The 18,454-nt window shown below is 58.7% G+C and carries 15 protein-coding genes and 1 tRNA gene; 15 read left to right on the forward strand and 1 reads right to left on the reverse strand.

Annotated features, from left to right (window positions below):
• From CR105_RS26180 to CR105_RS26245, 13 genes are all read left to right on the forward strand, one after another.
• Positions 1 to 143: EF-Tu C-terminal domain-related protein (locus tag CR105_RS26180; RefSeq protein ID WP_502522188.1), on the forward strand; the 143-nt coding region annotated here is incomplete at its 5' end.
• Positions 144 to 284: 141 nt separating this feature from the next.
• Positions 285 to 360, forward strand: a tRNA-Trp gene (locus CR105_RS26185).
• A 34-nt stretch (positions 361 to 394) separates the two neighbouring features.
• A complete protein-coding gene (gene secE, locus CR105_RS26190; RefSeq protein ID WP_099793759.1) occupies positions 395 to 784 on the forward strand; it encodes a preprotein translocase subunit SecE in 390 nt (129 codons plus the stop codon).
• Positions 784 to 1,398: a transcription termination/antitermination protein NusG gene (nusG, locus tag CR105_RS26195; RefSeq protein WP_099793761.1), complete on the forward strand. Its 615-nt coding sequence runs from the start codon at positions 784 to 786 to the stop codon at positions 1,396 to 1,398. Before secE ends, nusG begins: the two co-directional genes overlap by 1 nt.
• 106 nt (positions 1,399 to 1,504) lie before the next feature.
• Positions 1,505 to 1,936, forward strand: a complete 432-nt coding sequence (gene rplK / locus CR105_RS26200) for a 50S ribosomal protein L11 (protein WP_099793763.1) — start codon at positions 1,505 to 1,507, stop codon at positions 1,934 to 1,936.
• A gap of 2 nt (positions 1,937 to 1,938) precedes the next feature.
• Positions 1,939 to 2,634 carry a 50S ribosomal protein L1 gene (gene rplA, locus CR105_RS26205; RefSeq protein ID WP_099793765.1) on the forward strand — a complete coding sequence of 232 codons (696 nt, stop codon included), beginning with the start codon at positions 1,939 to 1,941 and terminating at the stop codon, positions 2,632 to 2,634.
• Between the two features lie 263 nt (positions 2,635 to 2,897).
• On the forward strand, positions 2,898 to 3,437 hold the full coding sequence (rplJ, locus tag CR105_RS26210; RefSeq protein WP_099793785.1) for a 50S ribosomal protein L10: 540 nt from the start codon (positions 2,898 to 2,900) through the stop codon (positions 3,435 to 3,437).
• A 75-nt stretch (positions 3,438 to 3,512) separates the two neighbouring features.
• The gene (rplL, locus tag CR105_RS26215; protein WP_099793767.1) at positions 3,513 to 3,887 is read left to right on the forward strand and encodes a 50S ribosomal protein L7/L12; all 375 of its coding nucleotides are present in this window, start codon (positions 3,513 to 3,515) and stop codon (positions 3,885 to 3,887) included.
• 236 nt (positions 3,888 to 4,123) lie between these two features.
• Positions 4,124 to 8,230, forward strand: coding sequence for a DNA-directed RNA polymerase subunit beta (gene rpoB, locus CR105_RS26220; protein WP_099793769.1), 4,107 nt, complete (start codon positions 4,124 to 4,126; stop codon positions 8,228 to 8,230).
• A 110-nt stretch (positions 8,231 to 8,340) separates the two neighbouring features.
• Positions 8,341 to 12,582 (forward strand): DNA-directed RNA polymerase subunit beta', encoded by a 4,242-nt coding sequence (gene rpoC / locus CR105_RS26225; RefSeq protein WP_099793771.1) that lies wholly within the window; start codon positions 8,341 to 8,343, stop codon positions 12,580 to 12,582.
• A 223-nt stretch (positions 12,583 to 12,805) separates the two neighbouring features.
• Positions 12,806 to 13,366 carry a hypothetical protein gene (locus tag CR105_RS26230; protein ID WP_099793773.1) on the forward strand — a complete coding sequence of 187 codons (561 nt, stop codon included), beginning with the start codon at positions 12,806 to 12,808 and terminating at the stop codon, positions 13,364 to 13,366.
• Positions 13,367 to 13,593: 227 nt separating this feature from the next.
• Positions 13,594 to 15,138 (forward strand): dienelactone hydrolase family protein, encoded by a 1,545-nt coding sequence (locus CR105_RS26240; protein ID WP_131021799.1) that lies wholly within the window; start codon positions 13,594 to 13,596, stop codon positions 15,136 to 15,138.
• Between the two features lie 61 nt (positions 15,139 to 15,199).
• Positions 15,200 to 15,733: a hypothetical protein gene (locus CR105_RS26245; protein WP_099793779.1), complete on the forward strand. Its 534-nt coding sequence runs from the start codon at positions 15,200 to 15,202 to the stop codon at positions 15,731 to 15,733.
• A 20-nt stretch (positions 15,734 to 15,753) separates the two neighbouring features.
• On the opposite strand, the gene CR105_RS26250 is transcribed toward CR105_RS26245, so the two are convergent.
• Complete coding sequence (locus CR105_RS26250) at positions 15,754 to 16,266, reverse strand: DUF6622 family protein (RefSeq protein WP_099793787.1); 513 nt, start codon at positions 16,264 to 16,266, stop codon at positions 15,754 to 15,756.
• A 229-nt stretch (positions 16,267 to 16,495) separates the two neighbouring features.
• Between CR105_RS26250 and CR105_RS26255 the strand changes: the two genes are divergently transcribed.
• Positions 16,496 to 16,951 (forward strand): tellurite resistance TerB family protein, encoded by a 456-nt coding sequence (locus CR105_RS26255; RefSeq protein ID WP_099793781.1) that lies wholly within the window; start codon positions 16,496 to 16,498, stop codon positions 16,949 to 16,951.
• Between the two features lie 436 nt (positions 16,952 to 17,387).
• Positions 17,388 to 18,191 (forward strand): phospholipase A, encoded by an 804-nt coding sequence (locus tag CR105_RS26260; protein WP_229414135.1) that lies wholly within the window; start codon positions 17,388 to 17,390, stop codon positions 18,189 to 18,191.
• Positions 18,192 to 18,454: the final 263 nt, after the last annotated feature.

Genomic DNA, 18,454 nt, shown 5'->3' on the forward strand with positions numbered 1-18,454 from the left:
TCATGCCAGGCGATAACGTGTCGATCACCGTCAAGCTGATCAACCCGATCGCGATGGAAGAAGGCCTGCGCTTCGCTATCCGTGAAGGCGGTCGTACCGTCGGCGCCGGCGTCGTTGCCAAGATCCTCAGCGAAGGCAAGTAACAGTAGGAAGAGGGGGCCGGGCCCTGCGGGCCGGTTCCCTTTTTTAGATTTGGAATCGTGTGATTCCGGGTCGAGGAAGTTGGCGGCTTGCCCGGACGCGTGTCCGATGGTACAATCGTCGATTCCACTGAAGTTTTACGTAGGGACGTAGCTCAATTGGCAGAGCGTCGGTCTCCAAAACCGAAGGTTGGGGGTTCGATGCCCTCCGTCCCTGCCACCGTTCTGGTGCAGGGCACCGAAAGTAAAAAAGTATGTCTAATCAAACCGTGCAAACCGTAAGCACGTCGAACGACAAGTTTAAGGTGGCGCTGGCAGTAGTCGCCGCGATTGCAGGGGTCGTCGGGTTCTTCTACCTGAAAGGCCAAAATAAACCAGCTTTGATGTGCGCCGGCGCACTCGTGGCTGGTTTGGCTTTTGCCGTCCTGCTTTTGTGGACTTCCGCCACGGGCCGTGAGTTCCTCAGCTTCGCCAAGGAAGCTGTCCGCGAAACCAAGAAGGTCGTCTGGCCGACCCGCAAGGAAGCGACGCAGATCACCATGATCGTGTTCGCGTTCGTGCTGGTGATGGCGCTGTTCCTGTGGGGTACGGACAAGGTCCTGGAATTCCTGCTGTACGACTTAATACTGGGTTGGAAACAATGATGAGCGAAATTGTACAAGACGATGCGGCCGGCGAAGAAGTCCCGGCACAAGACGCTGGTGCACCGCTGAGCGTTCCAGTTAGCAACAAGCGCTGGTACGTCGTGCATGCGTATTCGGGCATGGAGAAGAGCGTCATGCGCGCCCTGACCGAGCGCGTCGAACGCGCCGGCATGCAAGACCAGTTCGGCCAGATCCTGGTCCCGGTCGAAGAAGTCGTCGAAGTCAAGAACGGCGTCAAGTCGGTTTCCGAGCGTCGTTTCTTCCCTGGCTACGTGCTGGTCGAGATGGAAATGACCGACGAGACGTGGCACCTGGTGAAAAACACCAGCAAGGTCACCGGTTTCATCGGCGGCAAGTCGAACAAGCCGACGCCGATTCCGGCGCGCGAGATCGACAAGATCATGCAGCAGATGCAAGAGGGCGTCGAGAAGCCGCGTCCGAAAGTGCTGTACGAAGTGGGCGAGCAGGTACGTATCAAGGATGGTCCGTTCACTGACTTCAACGGCAACGTCGAAGAAGTCAATTACGAGAAATCCAAAGTGCGCGTCTCGGTCACCATCTTCGGCCGCGCAACGCCAGTCGAACTCGAGTTCGGCCAGGTCGAAAAAGTTTAAATACCGTGTAACTGGGACGGCGCAGAATTCCGCGGAACCCAGTAAGAGGAGCCCTGCCATTGTTTGACCGGCGGGGCGCTACTACTCATCCAAGATAGGAGCCATCATGGCAAAGAAAATCATTGGTTTTATCAAGCTGCAAGTACCAGCTGGTAAAGCAAACCCATCCCCACCGATCGGCCCAGCACTGGGTCAGCGCGGCCTGAACATCATGGAATTCTGCAAGGCGTTCAACGCCCAGACCCAAGGTGTCGAGCCAGGTATGCCAATTCCAGTCGTGATCACCGCGTTTGCGGACAAGTCGTTCACGTTCGTGATGAAGACGCCGCCAGCGACCTACCTGATCAAGAAAGCCGCCGGCATCACCAAAGGTTCGCCGAAGCCACATACCGACAAAGTCGGTTCGCTGACCCGCGCCCAAGCTGAAGAAATCGCAAAAACAAAACAGCCAGATCTGACCGCTGCCGACATGGATGCCGCAGTGCGCATCATCGCCGGTTCCGCGCGTTCGATGGGCATCACGGTGGAAGGGATCTAATCATGGCAAAACTGTCCAAGCGCGTCAAAGCAATCAAGGCCAAGGTCGACCGTAACAAGTCGTATGGCTTCGACAATGCAGTAGCCCTGATCAAGGAATTCGCCACCGCCAAGTTCAACGAGTCGATCGACGTCTCGGTGCAACTGGGTGTGGATCCGAAGAAATCGGACCAGGTTGTCCGCGGTTCCGTCGTGCTGCCAGCTGGCACCGGCAAGACCGTCCGTGTTGCAGTGTTCGCCACCGGCGACAAGGCTGAGCAGGCGAAAGCCGCCGGCGCCGACATCGTCGGCATGGAAGACCTGGCTGAGATGGTTAAAGCCGGCAACATGCCTTTCGATATCGTCATCGCGTCGCCAGACACGATGCGTATCGTCGGTACCCTGGGCCAGATTCTCGGACCACGCGGCCTGATGCCTAACCCGAAAGTCGGCACCGTTACCGCCGACGTCGCTACCGCGGTCAAAAACGCGAAAGCCGGTCAGGTTCAGTACCGTACCGACAAGGCAGGCATCATTCACGCCACCATCGGCCGCAAGTCGTTCGCCGACGCTGACCTGAAGAGCAACCTGGTCGCGCTGATCGATGCACTGAACAAGGCCAAGCCAGCCACGTCGAAGGGTGTGTACGTACGCAAAGTATCGCTGTCGTCGACCATGGGCGCCGGCGTTCGCGTCGACCAGACCAGTCTGGCAGCTTAAGAATCAAACCCGTGCGCTTTTGCGTGCGGTAAATCTTTGGGCTGGTCGGGGATTCTCTCCGGCCAGACAATCAAAGACCGTTGGGCCGAAGGCAGAAGTTGAGCTTGAGGTTAAAAGGACTTACCCAACGCAGATGGTGTACCCGAGCAAGTTTTGTAGTCCATGCTGCGTGAATTCATCCGCTCAGTTGTACTCTTTACTTCGGACGCCGTTGTTCGAACCGATGCAAGGCATTTGCCGAGCATCATTTAAGGAGGTTGACCGTGGGTCTCAATCTGAATGACAAAAAGGCCGTCGTCGCCGAAGTTTCCGCAAAAGTAGCATCTGCGCAAACGATCGTCGTGGCCGAATATCGTGGCATCCAGGTTGGTCACTTGACGCAACTTCGTGCTAAAGCGCGTGCTCAAGGCGTGTACCTGCGTGTGTTGAAAAATACGCTCGCTCGTCGCTCCGTCGAAGGCACGCCGTTTGCTACCCTGGCTGATGCCATGACCGGTCCGTTGATCTACTCGATCTCGGAAGATGCAGTTGCAGCAGCGCGAGTCATCAATGACTTCGCTAAAACCAACGACAAACTGGTCATCAAAGCTGGTAACTACGCAGGCAAGTCGCTCGATAAAGCGGCCGTTGCAGCGTTGGCAAGCATTCCTAGCCGTGAAGTTCTCATCGCGCAGTTGTTGGGCGTGATGCTGGCTCCGGTGTCGGGCTTTGCACGTGGTCTGGCTGCCCTGGCAGCGAAAAAAGGCGAAGGCGCCGCTCCAGCTGAAGAAGCTGTTGCAGAAGAAGCCCCAGCGGCAGCGTAATTGTTTAGCAATTACTGCAGCGCTTTTTTCTCAAGTAATCAATTTAGAAGTACTACAAACAATTAGGAGTTTCAAATGGCAATCAGCAAAGACGACATCCTGGCAGCAGTTAGCGAAATGTCCGTAATGGACCTGAACGACCTGGTCAAGGCATTCGAAGAGAAGTTTGGCGTTTCGGCAGCAGCAATGTCGTCGGGCCCAGCAGGCGGCGGCGCAGCCGCAGCTGTTGTTGAAGAGCAGACCGAGTTCAACCTGGTCCTGTCGGACTTCGGCGCGAACAAAGTCGGCGTCATCAAAGCAGTTCGCGAAATCACCGGCCTGGGCTTGAAAGAAGCGAAAGACCTGGTCGACGGCGCACCGAAGACGGTTAAAGAAGCAATCTCGAAAGCGGACGCAGAAGCTGGCAAAGCCAAGCTGGAAGCCGCTGGCGCGAAAGCTGAAATCAAGTAATAGCAGTATCAGGCGGCAGTACCGCGCCAGAGTCAAAGCTTGCGGTTCCCCTCTGAAAGGAGGGGAATGCGGCTTTGGCTCTTTTGTCGTCCCCGTCGTATATGTAGTAAGGTAGTACCCTGTATTTGTTCGATCTTCTTTTCACCTGACATAAAGTTCGAGACTTGAGGCCTTTCCAGTGCGCCGGACCCTGGAAATTCCTGAATTCTCATCCTTTAGTCACTCACGGAGTGTCCATGCACTACTCATTTACTGAGAAGAAACGCATTCGCAAGTCATTCGCGAAGCGCGCCAACGTTCACAACGTTCCCTTCCTTCTGGCTACCCAGCTTGAATCCTACGAGAACTTCTTGCAAGCGGATACCATTCCGTCGACCCGCAAGAACGACGGCCTGCAGTCGGCCTTCACCTCGATTTTCCCGATCGTGTCGCACAATGGTTTTGCGCGCCTCGAGTTCCTGTCGTATGTCCTGGGCGACCCTGCCTTCGACGTCAAGGAATGCCAACAGCGTGGCCTGACGTTCGCGTCGCCGCTGCGCGCCAAGGTGCGCCTGGTGATCCTGGACAAGGAATCGCCGACCAAGCCTGTGGTCAAGGAAATGAAAGAGCAGGAAGTGTACATGGGCGAACTGCCGCTCATGACCACCACCGGCTCGTTCGTCATCAACGGTACCGAGCGCGTCATCGTGTCTCAGCTGCACCGTTCGCCTGGCGTGTTCTTTGAACACGACCGCGGCAAGACCCACTCGTCCGGCAAGCTGCTGTTTTCCGCGCGTATCATTCCTTACCGCGGCTCGTGGCTCGACTTCGAGTTCGACCCGAAAGACATCCTGTTCTTCCGCGTCGACCGCCGCCGCAAGATGCCAGTGACGATCCTGCTCAAAGCCATCGGCATGTCGCACGAGCAGATCCTGGCCAACTTCTTCGTGTTCGACAATTTCAATCTGCGCTCCGAAGGCGCCGAGATGGAATTTGTCGCCGAGCGCCTGCGTGGCGAAGTGGCCCGTTTCGACATCGTCGACAAGTCCGGCAAGACCCTGGTGCTGAAAGACAAGCGCATCAACAGCAAGCACGTGCGCGACATCGAAGCGGCTGGCATCAAGCACATCTCCGTGCCTGAAGACTACCTGCTCGGCCGCGTGCTGGCAAAGAACATCGTCGACCCGGAAACCGGCGAAGTCGTGGCCTCCGCCAACGACGAGCTGACCGAAGAGCTGATGGGCAAGCTGCGCGAAGCCGACATCACCGAAATTCAGACGCTCTACACGAACGACCTGGACCAGGGCGCCTACATTTCGCAGACCCTGCGCATCGACGACACCGCCGACCAGATGGCCGCCAAAGTGGCGATCTACCGCATGATGCGTCCAGGCGAGCCGCCGACCGAAGACTCGGTCGAGGCGCTGTTCAACGGCCTGTTCTACAGCCCTGAACGCTACGACCTGTCGGCCGTCGGCCGCATGAAGTTCAACCGCCGCATCGGCCGCGACGAACTGACTGGCGCGATGACGCTGTCGAACGAAGACGTGCTGGCTGTGATCAAGATCCTGGTGGAACTGCGCAATGGCCGCGGCGAAGTCGACGATATCGATCACCTCGGTAACCGCCGTGTGCGTTGCGTGGGCGAACTGGCCGAAAATCAGTTCCGCGCCGGCCTCGTTCGAGTTGAGCGCGCCGTCAAGGAACGCCTCGGCCAGGCCGAAGCGGACAACCTGATGCCGCATGACCTGATCAACAGCAAGCCGATTTCGGCTGCGATCCGTGAATTCTTCGGTTCGTCCCAGCTGTCGCAGTTCATGGACCAGACCAACCCGCTGTCGGAAATTACCCACAAGCGCCGCGTTTCGGCTCTGGGCCCCGGCGGTCTGACGCGCGAACGTGCGGGCTTCGAGGTGCGCGACGTGCACCCGACCCACTACGGCCGCGTGTGCCCGATCGAAACTCCTGAGGGCCCGAACATTGGCCTGATCAACTCGCTGGCTCTGTTTGCCCGCCTGAACGAATACGGCTTCCTCGAGACGCCGTACCGCAAGGTCGAAAACAGCATGGTCACCGACAAGATCGACTACCTGTCCGCCATCGAAGAAGGCCGCTACATCATCGCCCAGGCGAACGCGACCATCTCGCCGGAAGGCACGCTGAGCGACGAACTGGTCTCGGCCCGTGAAGCCGGCGAGACGATCCTGGTGTCGCCGGAGCGCATCCAGTACATGGACGTGGCCCCGGGCCAGATCGTGTCGGTTGCAGCGTCGCTGATCCCGTTCCTCGAGCACGATGACGCGAACCGCGCATTGATGGGTGCAAACATGCAGCGCCAGGCAGTTCCTTGCCTGCGCCCTGAAAAAGCATTCGTCGGTACCGGTATCGAGCGTACCGTCGCGGTCGACTCGGGCACCACCGTGCAAGCGTTGCGTGGCGGCGTGGTTGACTACATCGATGCAGGCCGTGTGGTGATTCGCGTCAACGACGACGAAGCAACCGCGGGCGAAGTCGGCGTCGACATCTACAACCTGATCAAGTACACCCGTTCGAACCAGAACACCAACATCAACCAGCGTCCGATCGTGCAGGTTGGTGACCGCGTCGCCAAGCGCGACGTGATCGCCGACGGCGCCTCGACCGACCTGGGCGAACTGGCCCTGGGCCAGAACATGCTCGTGGCGTTCATGCCATGGAATGGTCTGAACTTCGAGGATTCGATCCTGATCTCGGAAAACGTCGTCAAGGATGACCGCTACACGTCGATTCACATCGAAGAGCTGTCGGTCGTGGCGCGTGACACCAAGCTGGGCGCGGAAGAAATCACCCGCGACATCTCGAACCTGGCGGAGAACCAATTGGCTCGCCTGGACGAGTCGGGCATCGTCTACATCGGCGCTGAAGTGCAGGCTGGCGACACGCTGGTCGGCAAGGTCACGCCAAAAGGCGAGACCCAGCTGACGCCTGAAGAAAAGCTGCTGCGCGCGATTTTCGGCGAGAAGGCATCGGACGTCAAAGACACCTCGCTGCGCGTGCCATCGGGCATGATCGGCACCGTCATCGACGTCCAGGTCTTCACCCGTGAAGGCATCGTCCGCGACAAGCGCGCCCAGCAGATTATCGATGATGAGCTCAAGCGCTTCCGCCTCGACCTGAACGACCAGATGCGTATCGTCGAAGGCGACGCCTTCCAGCGTCTCGAAAAGATGCTGATCGGTAAGGTCGTCAATGGCGGCCCTAAGAAGCTGGCAAAAGGCGCCAAGATCGACAAGGCTTACCTTGACGACCTCGACAAGTACCACTGGTTCGACATCCGTCCGAGCGAAGACGACGCTGCCACCGCCCTCGAAGCGATCAAGGAATCGATCGCCGAGAAGCGCCACCAGTTCGACCTGGCCTTCGAAGAGAAGCGCAAGAAGCTGACGCAAGGCGACGAGCTGCAGCCAGGCGTGCAAAAGATGGTCAAGGTCTACCTGGCCGTCAAGCGCCGCCTGCAGTCGGGCGACAAGATGGCCGGCCGTCACGGTAACAAGGGTGTGGTGTCCCGTATCGTGCCAGTCGAAGACATGCCATACATGGCGGACGGTACCCCGGCCGACGTGGTGCTGAACCCGCTGGGCGTTCCTTCGCGAATGAACGTTGGTCAGATTCTTGAAACGCACTTGGGCTGGGCCGCGCGCGGTCTGGGCCTGCGCATCGGCGAAATGCTGAAGGCGCAAGCGAAGGTCCAGGAAATGCGCAAGTTCCTGAACACGATCTACAACGAGACCGGCAAGCAGGAAGACCTCGACAGCTTCAGCGACGACGAAATCATGTCGCTGGCGGACAACCTCAAGAGCGGCGTGCCGTTCGCGACGCCGGTGTTTGACGGCGCGCACGAGTCCGAGATCCATCGCATGCTGGACCTGGCCTACCCGGACGATATTGCCAAGAAGCTGGGCATGACGCCGTCGAAGAACCAGGTCACGATGTACGACGGCCGCACCGGCGAATCGTTCGAGCGCAAGGTTACCGTTGGCTACATGCACATGCTCAAGCTGCACCACCTGGTCGACGACAAGATGCACGCGCGTTCGACCGGTCCGTACTCGCTGGTGACGCAGCAGCCACTGGGCGGTAAAGCCCAGTTCGGCGGCCAGCGCTTCGGTGAGATGGAAGTGTGGGCGCTGGAAGCGTACGGCGCATCGTACGTGCTGCAGGAAATGCTGACGGTCAAGTCGGACGATGTGAACGGCCGTACCAAGGTCTACGAGAACCTGGTCAAAGGCGACCATGTGATCGAAGCCGGTATGCCGGAATCGTTCAACGTGCTGGTCAAGGAAATCCGTTCGCTGGGTATCGACATCGACCTGGAACGCAACTAAACGACAAAGTCACCTGTCATTTGGTTTGAGATTGCGCTGCCCGGCCGTGGAAACACGGTCGGGCAAACCAGTCTTAGGAAATAGAAATTTAATCACCTCTGGAGTGATACATGAAAGCACTGCTCGATCTATTCAAGCAAGTTCAAACGAATGAAACCTTCGACGCCATCAAGATTGGCCTGGCGTCGCCTGAAAAAATCCGTTCGTGGTCCTACGGCGAAGTCAAAAAGCCGGAAACCATCAACTATCGTACCTTCAAGCCTGAGCGCGACGGCCTGTTCTGCGCCAAGATTTTTGGTCCTATCAAGGACTACGAGTGCCTGTGCGGCAAGTACAAGCGCCTGAAACACCGCGGCGTGATCTGCGAAAAATGCGGCGTCGAAGTCACGCTGGCCAAAGTGCGCCGCGAGCGCATGGGTCACATCGAGCTCGCTTCGCCAACCGCGCACATCTGGTTCCTGAAGTCGCTGCCGTCGCGTCTGGGCATGGTCCTCGACATGACGTTGCGCGACATCGAACGCGTGCTGTACTTTGAAGCGTACGTGGTCACCGATCCGGGCATGACGCCGCTGAAGAAGTGCCAGATCATGTCGGAAGACGACTACGCCGCCAAGTACGAAGAGTACGGCGACGACTTCACCGCATTCATGGGCGCCGAAGGCATCCGTGAGCTGCTGCGTTCGATCGACATCCACCGCGATGCCGAGGCGCTGCGCGTCGAGCTGAAAGAGTCGAAGTCCGAAGCGAAGATCAAGAAATACGCCAAGCGCCTGAAAGTGCTCGAGGCATTCCAGCGTTCGGGCATCAAGCCGGACTGGATGATCATGGAAGTGCTGCCGGTGCTGCCGCCGGAACTGCGTCCGCTGGTACCGCTGGACGGCGGCCGCTTTGCGACCTCCGACCTGAACGACCTGTATCGCCGCGTCATCAACCGTAATAACCGCCTGAAGCGCCTGATGGAACTGCGCGCGCCGGAAATTATTACGCGTAACGAAAAGCGCATGCTGCAAGAAGCGGTCGACTCGCTGCTGGACAACGGCCGTCGCGGCAAAGCGATGACCGGCGCCAACAAGCGTCCGCTGAAGTCGCTCGCCGAAATGATCAAGGGCAAGGGCGGTCGTTTCCGTCAGAACTTGCTGGGCAAGCGCGTCGACTATTCGGGCCGTTCGGTCATCGTAGTCGGTCCTCAGCTCAAACTGCACCAGTGCGGCCTGCCGAAACTGATGGCGCTGGAACTGTTCAAGCCATTCATTTTCAACAAGCTGGAATTGATGGGTCTGGCAACGACCATCAAGGCGGCCAAGAAGCTGGTTGAAATTCAAGAGCCGGTGGTGTGGGACATCCTGGAAGACGTGATCCGCGAACACCCGATCATGCTCAACCGTGCGCCTACGCTTCACCGCCTCGGTATCCAGGCGTTCGAGCCGGTCCTGATTGAAGGCAAGGCCATCCAGCTGCACCCACTCGTCTGCGCCGCGTTCAACGCCGACTTCGACGGTGACCAGATGGCTGTCCACGTCCCGCTGTCGATCGAAGCACAGATGGAAGCGCGCACGCTGATGCTGGCGTCGAACAACATCCTGTTCCCGTCGAACGGCGAGCCGTCGATCGTTCCTTCCCAGGATATCGTGCTCGGCCTGTACTACGCGACCCGCGAAGCGATCAACGCCAAGAACGAAGGCATGTTGTTTACCGACGTGTCCGAAGTCATTCGCGCCTACGACAACAAGGAAGTGGAACTGACGACCCGTATCACGGTCCGTATCGTCGAGAACCCGAAAGATGCCGAGACCGGCGAATTCGTGCGCACCGTCACGCGCTACGAAACCACCGTCGGCCGCGCGATCCTGTCCGAAATCCTGCCGCATGGCCTGCCGTTCTCCGTACTGAACAAGGCCCTGAAGAAGAAAGAGATTTCGAAGCTGATCAACACGTCGTTCCGCAAGTGCGGCCTGCGTGCCACCGTCGTGTTCGCCGACAAGCTGATGCAGTCCGGTTTCCGTCTCGCAACGCGCGCCGGTATCTCGATCGCCGTCGACGACATGCTGGTACCGCCGCAAAAGGTCACCCTGATCGCAGCAGCGGAGCAGGAAGTCAAGCAGATCGAACAGCAGTATTCGTCCGGCCTGGTCACTTCCGGCGAGCGTTACAACAAGGTCGTCGACATCTGGGGCAAGACCTCGGACGAAGTCGGCAAGGCCATGATGGACCAGCTCAAAGTCGAAGACGTCATCAAGCGCGACGGCACCAAGTCGACGCAGGAATCGTTCAACGCCATTTACATGATGGCCGACTCCGGCGCGCGCGGTTCTGCAGCCCAGATTCGCCAGTTGGCCGGTATGCGAGGCCTGATGGCCAAGCCGGACGGTTCGATTATCGAAACGCCGATTACCGCGAACTTCCGCGAAGGCCTGAACGTGCTTCAGTACTTCATCTCGACCCACGGCGCTCGTAAAGGTCTGGCCGACACCGCGCTGAAAACCGCGAACTCGGGTTACCTGACGCGCCGCCTGGTCGACGTGACGCAGGATCTGGTTGTCATCGAGGACGATTGCAACACCACCAACGGCGCGCTGATGAAGGCGCTGGTCGAAGGCGGTGAAGTCATCGAGCCGTTGCGCGACCGTATCCTCGGCCGTGTCAACGTGCACGACATCGTCAATCCGGAAAGCCAGGAAACGCTGTACGAAGCCGGTTCCCTGCTCGACGAAGACATGGTCGAAGAAATCGAGCGCCTGTCGATCGACGAAGTCAAGGTCCGTACGCCGCTTACTTGCGACACGCGCTTCGGCCTGTGCGCAATGTGCTACGGCCGTGACCTCGGCCGCGGCAGCATGGTCAACTCCGGCGAAGCTGTCGGTGTGATCGCTGCGCAGTCGATTGGTGAGCCTGGTACCCAGCTGACGATGCGTACGTTCCACATTGGTGGTGCGGCATCGCGTGCGGCAGTGGCGTCGTCGGTGGAAGCGAAGTCGAACGGTACCATCCGTTTCACCGCGACCATGCGTTACGTCACCAACGGCAAGGGTTCGCAGATCGTCATTTCCCGTTCCGGCGAAGTGCTGATCACGGACGACCATGGCCGCGAGCGCGAGCGTCATAAAGTGCCGTACGGCGCGACGCTGAACGTCAAGGATGGCAACGTCATCAAGGCCGGTACGGCCCTGGCGACCTGGGATCCGCTGACCCGTCCGATCATCACCGAGTACGCAGGTACCGTGCGCTTCGAGAACGTGGAAGAGGGCGTCACCGTTGCTCGCCAGGTCGATGAAGTGACCGGCCTGTCGACCCTGGTGGCGATCGATGCGAAGCGTCGTGGTTCGCTGACCAAGACCTTGCGTCCACAGGTCAAGCTGCTCAACGAGAACAACGAAGAAGTCAAGATCGCCGGCACGGAACACAGTGTGGCGATTGGCTTCCAGGTTGGCGCGCTGATCATGGTCAAGGATGGCCAGTCGGTATCGGTCGGCGAAGTGCTGGCACGTATCCCAACCGAATCGCAGAAGACGCGCGACATTACCGGTGGTCTGCCACGGGTTGCCGAGCTGTTCGAAGCGCGTTCGCCGAAAGACGCCGGCATGCTGGCGGAAGTCACGGGTACGGTTGCGTTCGGTAAAGAAACCAAAGGCAAGCAGCGTCTAGAAATCACGGACATGGACGGCAACAAGCACGAGTTCCTGATCACCAAGGACAAGCAAGTGCTGGTACACGACGGCCAGGTAGTGAACAAGGGCGAGATGATCGTGGACGGCCCGGCCGATCCACAGGACATCCTGCGTCTGCTGGGTATCGAAGCGCTGGCCCGTTACATCGTCGACGAAGTGCAGGACGTGTACCGTCTGCAGGGCGTGAAGATCAACGACAAGCACATCGAAGTGATCGTGCGCCAGATGCTGCGCCGCGTTCAGATCGTCGAAGCTGGCGATGCGAACTACATCGTCGGTGAACAGGTCGAGCGTTCGGAACTGCTGGACGAAAACGACCGCGTCACTGCCGCCGGCAAGATCCCGGCGACGTACGAAAACGTACTGCTGGGTATTACCAAGGCATCGCTGTCGACCGATTCGTTCATCTCGGCTGCATCGTTCCAGGAAACCACCCGCGTGCTTACCGAAGCGGCGATCATGGGCAAGCGCGACGGTCTGCGCGGCCTGAAGGAAAACGTCATCGTCGGCCGCCTGATTCCTGGCGGTACCGGTCTGGCATTCCATCGCGCCAAGAAGGAAAAAGAAGCGTGGGAAGTGGAAGAGCGTGCAGCGTTGCTGCAGCAAGAGAAGGCCAACATGGCTTCCGAGCTGCAAGCGATGGAAGACAGCACCGCAGCAGCAACCCATCAGGGCGACGACGCGTAATTAGCTAGTCATCCAAACGAAAACGGCACCGAGGAGAAATCCCGGTGCCGTTTTTTTTAGACAGCAACGAGGCCAGCCTTGAGAAGTGGCAATTCTAAAAAATTGCACAGTCCGTGTAACTTATAGTCGGCCACAATATAAAGACAATCTTGACCATACCTGGCTGATCCGCTTCGCGACATCTCATGTTAAATTATCATGTCGATCAAATTACTAAGAGAATATGGGGATTTCATTAGCCTGGGTCGCGGTCGAGACCCTTCCGGGCGAGCTTGCCCTCGCGCGCCTGTCCCTGAGCAAAACCGCTAAACAGTGCGGCTACCCGTTCATCGGGCTGGTCAGCCATGCGCTTCCGTACAACTGGTTCCTGCTCGCCGCTTCGCGCTGTGATCACCGCATCGCCAGTCCTGCAAGCATGGCGGCGATCTCGCTCGGCTGCAGGGCTGTGGCGTGCGCGGTCGAAGAACACGTTGGCTTCGCGTCTTGCGAACTGTGGGAAGACGGCAAACGGAGCTGGAGCGTGGCGCACGACGGCAGTGAAGACCCGGAAAACATCTCATTCGAGGGCCGGGTGCCGCAGCGCTTTCACGCGCTGGTGGCCAGTGTCGAAGGCGAGGACAGCGAGAACTTTGACGGCCATTTTCATATGGATATTCCGCTGATCCTGGCCAAAGAGCTAAGCGGCTTCCGGCACGATGACATCAATCCCGCGGTGGACGATACGCCCTTCGATGTTCTGCACGACGAGCAGGGCGTGCGGCCCTGGTGGCGGCTGTGGCAGTGAGCCTCTCCCGCGGGATCAGGCACAGCACCGGCAACTCCTGCGGGCGTTCGCACAGCGCCGTCTTGGCGCCGTCGTAATCGAGATAGACCAATTCCACGGTGGCCCGGAGAAGTCATTCCGCACAGCCGGCGCAGTCCACCCCTCTGTTTCGACAGTTCATCGCTCGGCTAGATCAGTCCGGATGCAGCGCTGCTATTGTTAAAACTCCAAATAAGGGGATAAATCCAATGCGCATCCGTTCTTTTTCGATATTCCTGTCCGTCCCGATTTTTATTCTTTGCGGCAGTGCGCTGGCGGCAGCTACCACCGCCGGCACACCTGCCATCATTCCTGAAGCCGGCCCGCACTCTGTCGGCTTGCGCATCGTGCAGCAATATGACTACAGCCGTGTAATGGAAGCGCAGGTCGATGCATTCGGCAAAACCGTCAGCGCCGAATCGGCGCGGCCGATTCAAATCATGATCTGGTATCCGGCCAAGCGCACCAATGCAGCGCCGATGCAGGTGGCTGATTATCGCCACGCCGCCCTGAGCGATGTCGACTTCGCTTTGCCTGCTGCCGAGGCAGCAAAGCAGCGGGCGGGCTGGATGGCGGGCCCGCAGAAAGTGCAATACGGCGCGTCGACCTTGGCGGTACGCGGCGCCGCTCCCGCTGACGGCAGCTTTCCCGTGGTGATCTACGCGCCGAGCTTTGCCTCTAGCGCTTTCGAAAACCTCGACCTGTGCGAATACCTGGCCAGCCAGGGCTACGTGGTCATGGCAAGCCGCAGCCTGGGCGCACGCGCTCCCATGATGACCGACGATATCGAAGGCATTGAGGCGCAGGCGGCCGATATCGCCTTCCTCGCCAATTATGCGCAAACGCTGCCGCAGGCCGACATCACGAAAGTCGCGGCGGCTGGCTTCAGCTGGGGCGGCATGGCCAATGTGTTTGCGGCCGCCCGGTCAAGCCGCATTAAAGCGTTGGTAAGTCTTGACGGTTCCATCCGCTACCATCCGAAGATCTGGGGCGCGGCCCCCTATGTGCGGCCGGCGCGCACAGCGGTGCCGATGCTGTTCCTCGGTGCCCGCTCACCGACCGCCGAGGCGATGGAACGCAGCGATAAATTGGGCGCCAGCTATCTCAATTCGATGAAATATTCGGATGTGTATGTCACGACCATGCCTCCGATGACGCACTCGGACTTCAGTTCATGGCAACTGCGCTTCGCTCCCGACAACGCTTTCGGTGACTACCAGCGCGCCGATGTGCTGCAGGCATACCGCAGCGGTGCGCTTTACGCGCACAAGTTTCTGGACGCTTATCTGAAAAGCGATGCCAAGGCGCTGGCATTCATGAAAGCGTCGCCGGCGCGAAATGGCATCGGACCGCAGGTGATGTCGATGGAATCAGCTCCTGCGAAGTTTGTCCCGGTTGGCGAGGCAGACTTTCTGCGCGCGTACTCCAAGGCCGGCTTTAAGGATGCGCAAAAGCTCTATACCGACATGGCCGCGTCGTCGCCGGACTTCAAGGTCAGCCCCATCAACCTGAATACCTGGGGCTATCAACAGCTGCGTGGGAAAAACGCGCGCGCTGCGGTGGAGATGTTCAAGCTGGCGACGCACATCGAACCGAAGTACGGCAATGCCTACGATAGCGAGGGCGAGGCGTATGAGGCGCTGGGTGAAACGGCGTTGGCCATCGCGGCTTACGAGAAGGCAGTCGCGGTGGACAAAGGGCAGACGAACGCCATTGCACGCCTGAAGGACCTGCGCTCAGGCGGCTCGAAATAAGAAGCAACTGGCGCGCGTATGTTGATGGGGTCTGGATAGTATTCAGCGAAAAGGAAGAGTAATGGCGCAAATTTCAGGCGATCACATTGCATATCGGTGGTTCCGTAGTAACTGGTTCTACCCGCTGGCAATCGCTGTTGTCTTGGGCGATGTAACTGCGCTTCACTTCCAGGATTGGAGTCAGCCGCGTCTGCTTGAAGGGGCACTGCTTTTCGACTTTGCGGTTGTAGTGCCGCTGCTTTATCTCTGGTGTTACCGCGCCCGGGGAGCGGCAGTGCTCTTGCGCATGGTAGGTCTCGCTTCGCTTGGGATCTGGGCTACTTCACACCTTATACCTGCCGAACATCAGCATATTCTTGGTTCGGTCGGATGGCTGCGCACGATGGCTATAACTGTACTTGCAGTGATCGAAATTAAAATCCTTTTCAGCTTTTACAAAGCGATTTTTGCTTCTGACAAAACTCCAGAGGAAATCGCAGGCAAGCTGTCCCAGGATATTAAACTGCCGCCTTGGGTGACGCGCTTGGTCGCCATCGAGGCACGGTTACTCCGCCGCCTGTCTGATTTTGCGAGAGGTCTGTTCAGGCGTCGCTAGTATCGTCGCTTCACATCTTGTTAAACCGCTGAGAAGTACTCGAGTCTGCCTACCTGGAGACCTTGCAGGGTGCCCACTAGGCGCCCGAGGAAGTAGCCACTAAAAACGCCGAGCAAGGCGCAGACAACAGTCGAAAACAGCGGATCCTGGCTGGCTGACGGCTTGATCACGAGCGTTACGGCGGTGGCGTACTTGGTGAAGAAGATTGCCATCATCATCGCCAGCGGCGCCCAGCTGCCGTGGACAATCACGCGGCCAGATGAGGCGGCAGCACTGACACCTGCGCTGCTGAACTTCCAGACCAGCAGCGTCATCAGCACTGCGCTGCCTGTCCAGACTGACAGCGGCATGAAGCCGGCGCCAAATTTGGCCACGACGTCCTGCAGCGACAGCGCCAGCATGATGACGGGGATGATGAATAGCTTACGAATCGTCATCTCGCGGTCGCGCATTGCCACGACTCCCCGATAAACCAGCAAGGCAAGAATCGCCCACACGTAGACGGGAGTGTGAGTCACAATTTGAATCAGCATGGCATGGTCCGCAAAGTTGGTTAAGTTGCTGCCACTTTGCCTGAGGGCGGACTGATGTTGGGGGCCATGCGACGCGTGAATGTATGGGGCCGCGAAGTGCAGCCCGGCAGCGCCAAATGCAGCGGGCAATGCCCTTTCTGCACCGCGTTTGGGCCGGTTTATGGCGTGTGCGTACTGAACCGCGCACAAAGGCGTAATATCACTGTTCTATATTAGACCGGAGATACAAATGGCTTTTGAAAATTTCTTGTCGAAGCTGAAGAGCAAGGCCAGCGAGCTGAAGACGGAAGCGCTGAAGTACAAGAACAAGGACTTCCTGAACGCGGCTATGGCGGGCTCGGCGCTCGTGGCAATGGCTGACGGCAGTGTCAGCGCGGAAGAGAAGCAGAAGATGGTTAAGTTCATCGAAAGCAACGACGCCATGTCCGTATTCACGACCAGCGATGTCATCAAGGCGTTCCAGGATTTTGTCGGACAGATCGAGTTCGACAAGGACATCGGCGAAGCCAAGGCTTACGCCGCCCTGCACAAGATGAAGTCCAACGAAGGCGCCGCGCGCCTGCTGGTGCGGATGGTCATCGCGATTGCTTCGTCGGACGGCAACTTCGACGTGAGCGAACAAGCCGTTGCCAAAAGGATCATCAAGGAGTTGGGTTTGACTCCTGCGGAGTTTGAACTGACGTAAACGTCAGCTCGCCGGTCATACCGAAATAAAGGCACCGAGGCCGAAGCCCGGTGCCTTTGTTGGTTTGAAGCCTGCCCAGCTAATCCTCCGGGGCGGACGCCCTTTGCCATATGCCGATATACTTGCCGTTTCCAATAGGCAAAAGGTAGTCCGTTTCATGAAATTCGAACACTCAGTAATCGTCGCGGCGATGTTGCTCGCGATAGCACCGGCGCAAGCCGCCGAAACCGAACAGCATTTATTGCGTTGCGCCGTACTCGGCGATTCAAGCGCCCGACTCGGTTGTTTTGATGCCTTGTCCAAGCAGGTAGACAAGGCGTCCACCGCAAAACCAGCTGTGGCCCCAGTCCCCGCCGAGTCCGCCTCGATCGCTACCGTGACTGCACCAGCGGCATCTGCCGAAGCCGTCGTCGCCGCGGCGCCACAGAAGAATGTGATGAAGCCGGACACCCCGATCTCGCGCATGTCGCAGGAGTGGGAACTGAACACCGCGGCCAAGCGCGGCCGCTACGCCGTGCACCAGCTGTCGGACAACTACCTGCTCATCGCCAACCAGAGCAACGCCACCAACGACCGCCCATTCCGCGACTTTGTGCCGGAAGGATATAAGTCGAAGCACGTCGAGCTGACCTACCAGCTCAGCTTCAAGGCGAAACTGATCGAGAGCATCGCCGATACGCCGATCGACATCTGGGCCGGCTACACGCAGAAGAGCTTCTGGCAGGCATACGCACGCAGCGAGTCGAGCCCGTTCCGCGAAACGAATTACCAGCCGGAAGTGATGGCGGTGATGCCGATCAATAAGCACATCGGCAACGTCGCCGTGCGCTTCGCCTCGGTCGGCTTCGTGCACCAGTCGAACGGCCAGTCGTCGTCGCTGTCGCGCAGCTGGAACCGGTTCTACGCCCAGCTTGGCCTGGAAAGCGGCGACCTCGGCGTTACTGCCCGCGTCTGGAAGCGGCTCGACAACGCCAAGTCGAACAACGACAACGCGGACATCACCGATTTCATGGGCAACGGCGACGTGCGCATCACCTACCGCGACAAAGGGTATGAGTATTCGGCGATGTTGCGCCGCAATTTCGACACCAAGCACGGTGCGGTGCAGGCCAGCGTCGCGTTTCCGCTGGTGGTCAACCTGAAGGGTTATGTCCAGCTGTTCTCCGGCTACGGCCAGAGCCTGATCGACTACAACTACGCGCAGAAATCGATTGGCGTCGGCGTGCTGATGGACTTCTAAGAACACGCAAGTGCTTTTACGACAACGGCGCCAGAGTCTCTGGCGCCGTTTTTTCGTGTGCGCCCAGCATGGGCGCACTCTTGCGGGTGCAAGTCCCGCCGCGAGCTGACCACAGCGAGCGAAGCGAAGCGCAACTGCGGAAGGGCGACCGACTGTGGGGAGGAAGCGTGGAGCGAAACTGCGAGCCGATGAACAAGAATCGGATACAAGGCGCTGCTTTGCAGGGCGAGCGGGCACGAAACCGCGAAGCTCTTGTGGTCAAT

This window comes from Massilia eurypsychrophila (genome assembly GCF_002760655.1).
Lineage (GTDB): Bacteria > Pseudomonadota > Gammaproteobacteria > Burkholderiales > Burkholderiaceae_D > JAFCUW01.

Excerpts from the sequence above, each read along its gene's own strand:
- secE (WP_099793759.1), top strand. The coding sequence starts at position 395 with ATGTCTAATCAAACCGTGCAAACCGTAAGCACGTCGAACGACAAGTTT.
- nusG (WP_099793761.1), top strand. The coding sequence starts at position 784 with ATGAGCGAAATTGTACAAGACGATGCGGCCGGCGAAGAAGTCCCGGCA.
- rplK (WP_099793763.1), top strand. The coding sequence starts at position 1,505 with ATGGCAAAGAAAATCATTGGTTTTATCAAGCTGCAAGTACCAGCTGGT.
- rplA (WP_099793765.1), top strand. The coding sequence starts at position 1,939 with ATGGCAAAACTGTCCAAGCGCGTCAAAGCAATCAAGGCCAAGGTCGAC.
- rplL (WP_099793767.1), top strand. The coding sequence starts at position 3,513 with ATGGCAATCAGCAAAGACGACATCCTGGCAGCAGTTAGCGAAATGTCC.
- rpoB (WP_099793769.1), top strand. The coding sequence starts at position 4,124 with ATGCACTACTCATTTACTGAGAAGAAACGCATTCGCAAGTCATTCGCG.
- rpoC (WP_099793771.1), top strand. The coding sequence starts at position 8,341 with ATGAAAGCACTGCTCGATCTATTCAAGCAAGTTCAAACGAATGAAACC.
- CR105_RS26230 (WP_099793773.1), top strand. The coding sequence starts at position 12,806 with ATGGGGATTTCATTAGCCTGGGTCGCGGTCGAGACCCTTCCGGGCGAG.
- CR105_RS26240 (WP_131021799.1), top strand. The coding sequence starts at position 13,594 with ATGCGCATCCGTTCTTTTTCGATATTCCTGTCCGTCCCGATTTTTATT.
- CR105_RS26245 (WP_099793779.1), top strand. The coding sequence starts at position 15,200 with ATGGCGCAAATTTCAGGCGATCACATTGCATATCGGTGGTTCCGTAGT.
- CR105_RS26250 (WP_099793787.1), bottom strand. The coding sequence starts at position 16,266 with ATGCTGATTCAAATTGTGACTCACACTCCCGTCTACGTGTGGGCGATT.
- CR105_RS26255 (WP_099793781.1), top strand. The coding sequence starts at position 16,496 with ATGGCTTTTGAAAATTTCTTGTCGAAGCTGAAGAGCAAGGCCAGCGAG.
- CR105_RS26260 (WP_229414135.1), top strand. The coding sequence starts at position 17,388 with ATGAAGCCGGACACCCCGATCTCGCGCATGTCGCAGGAGTGGGAACTG.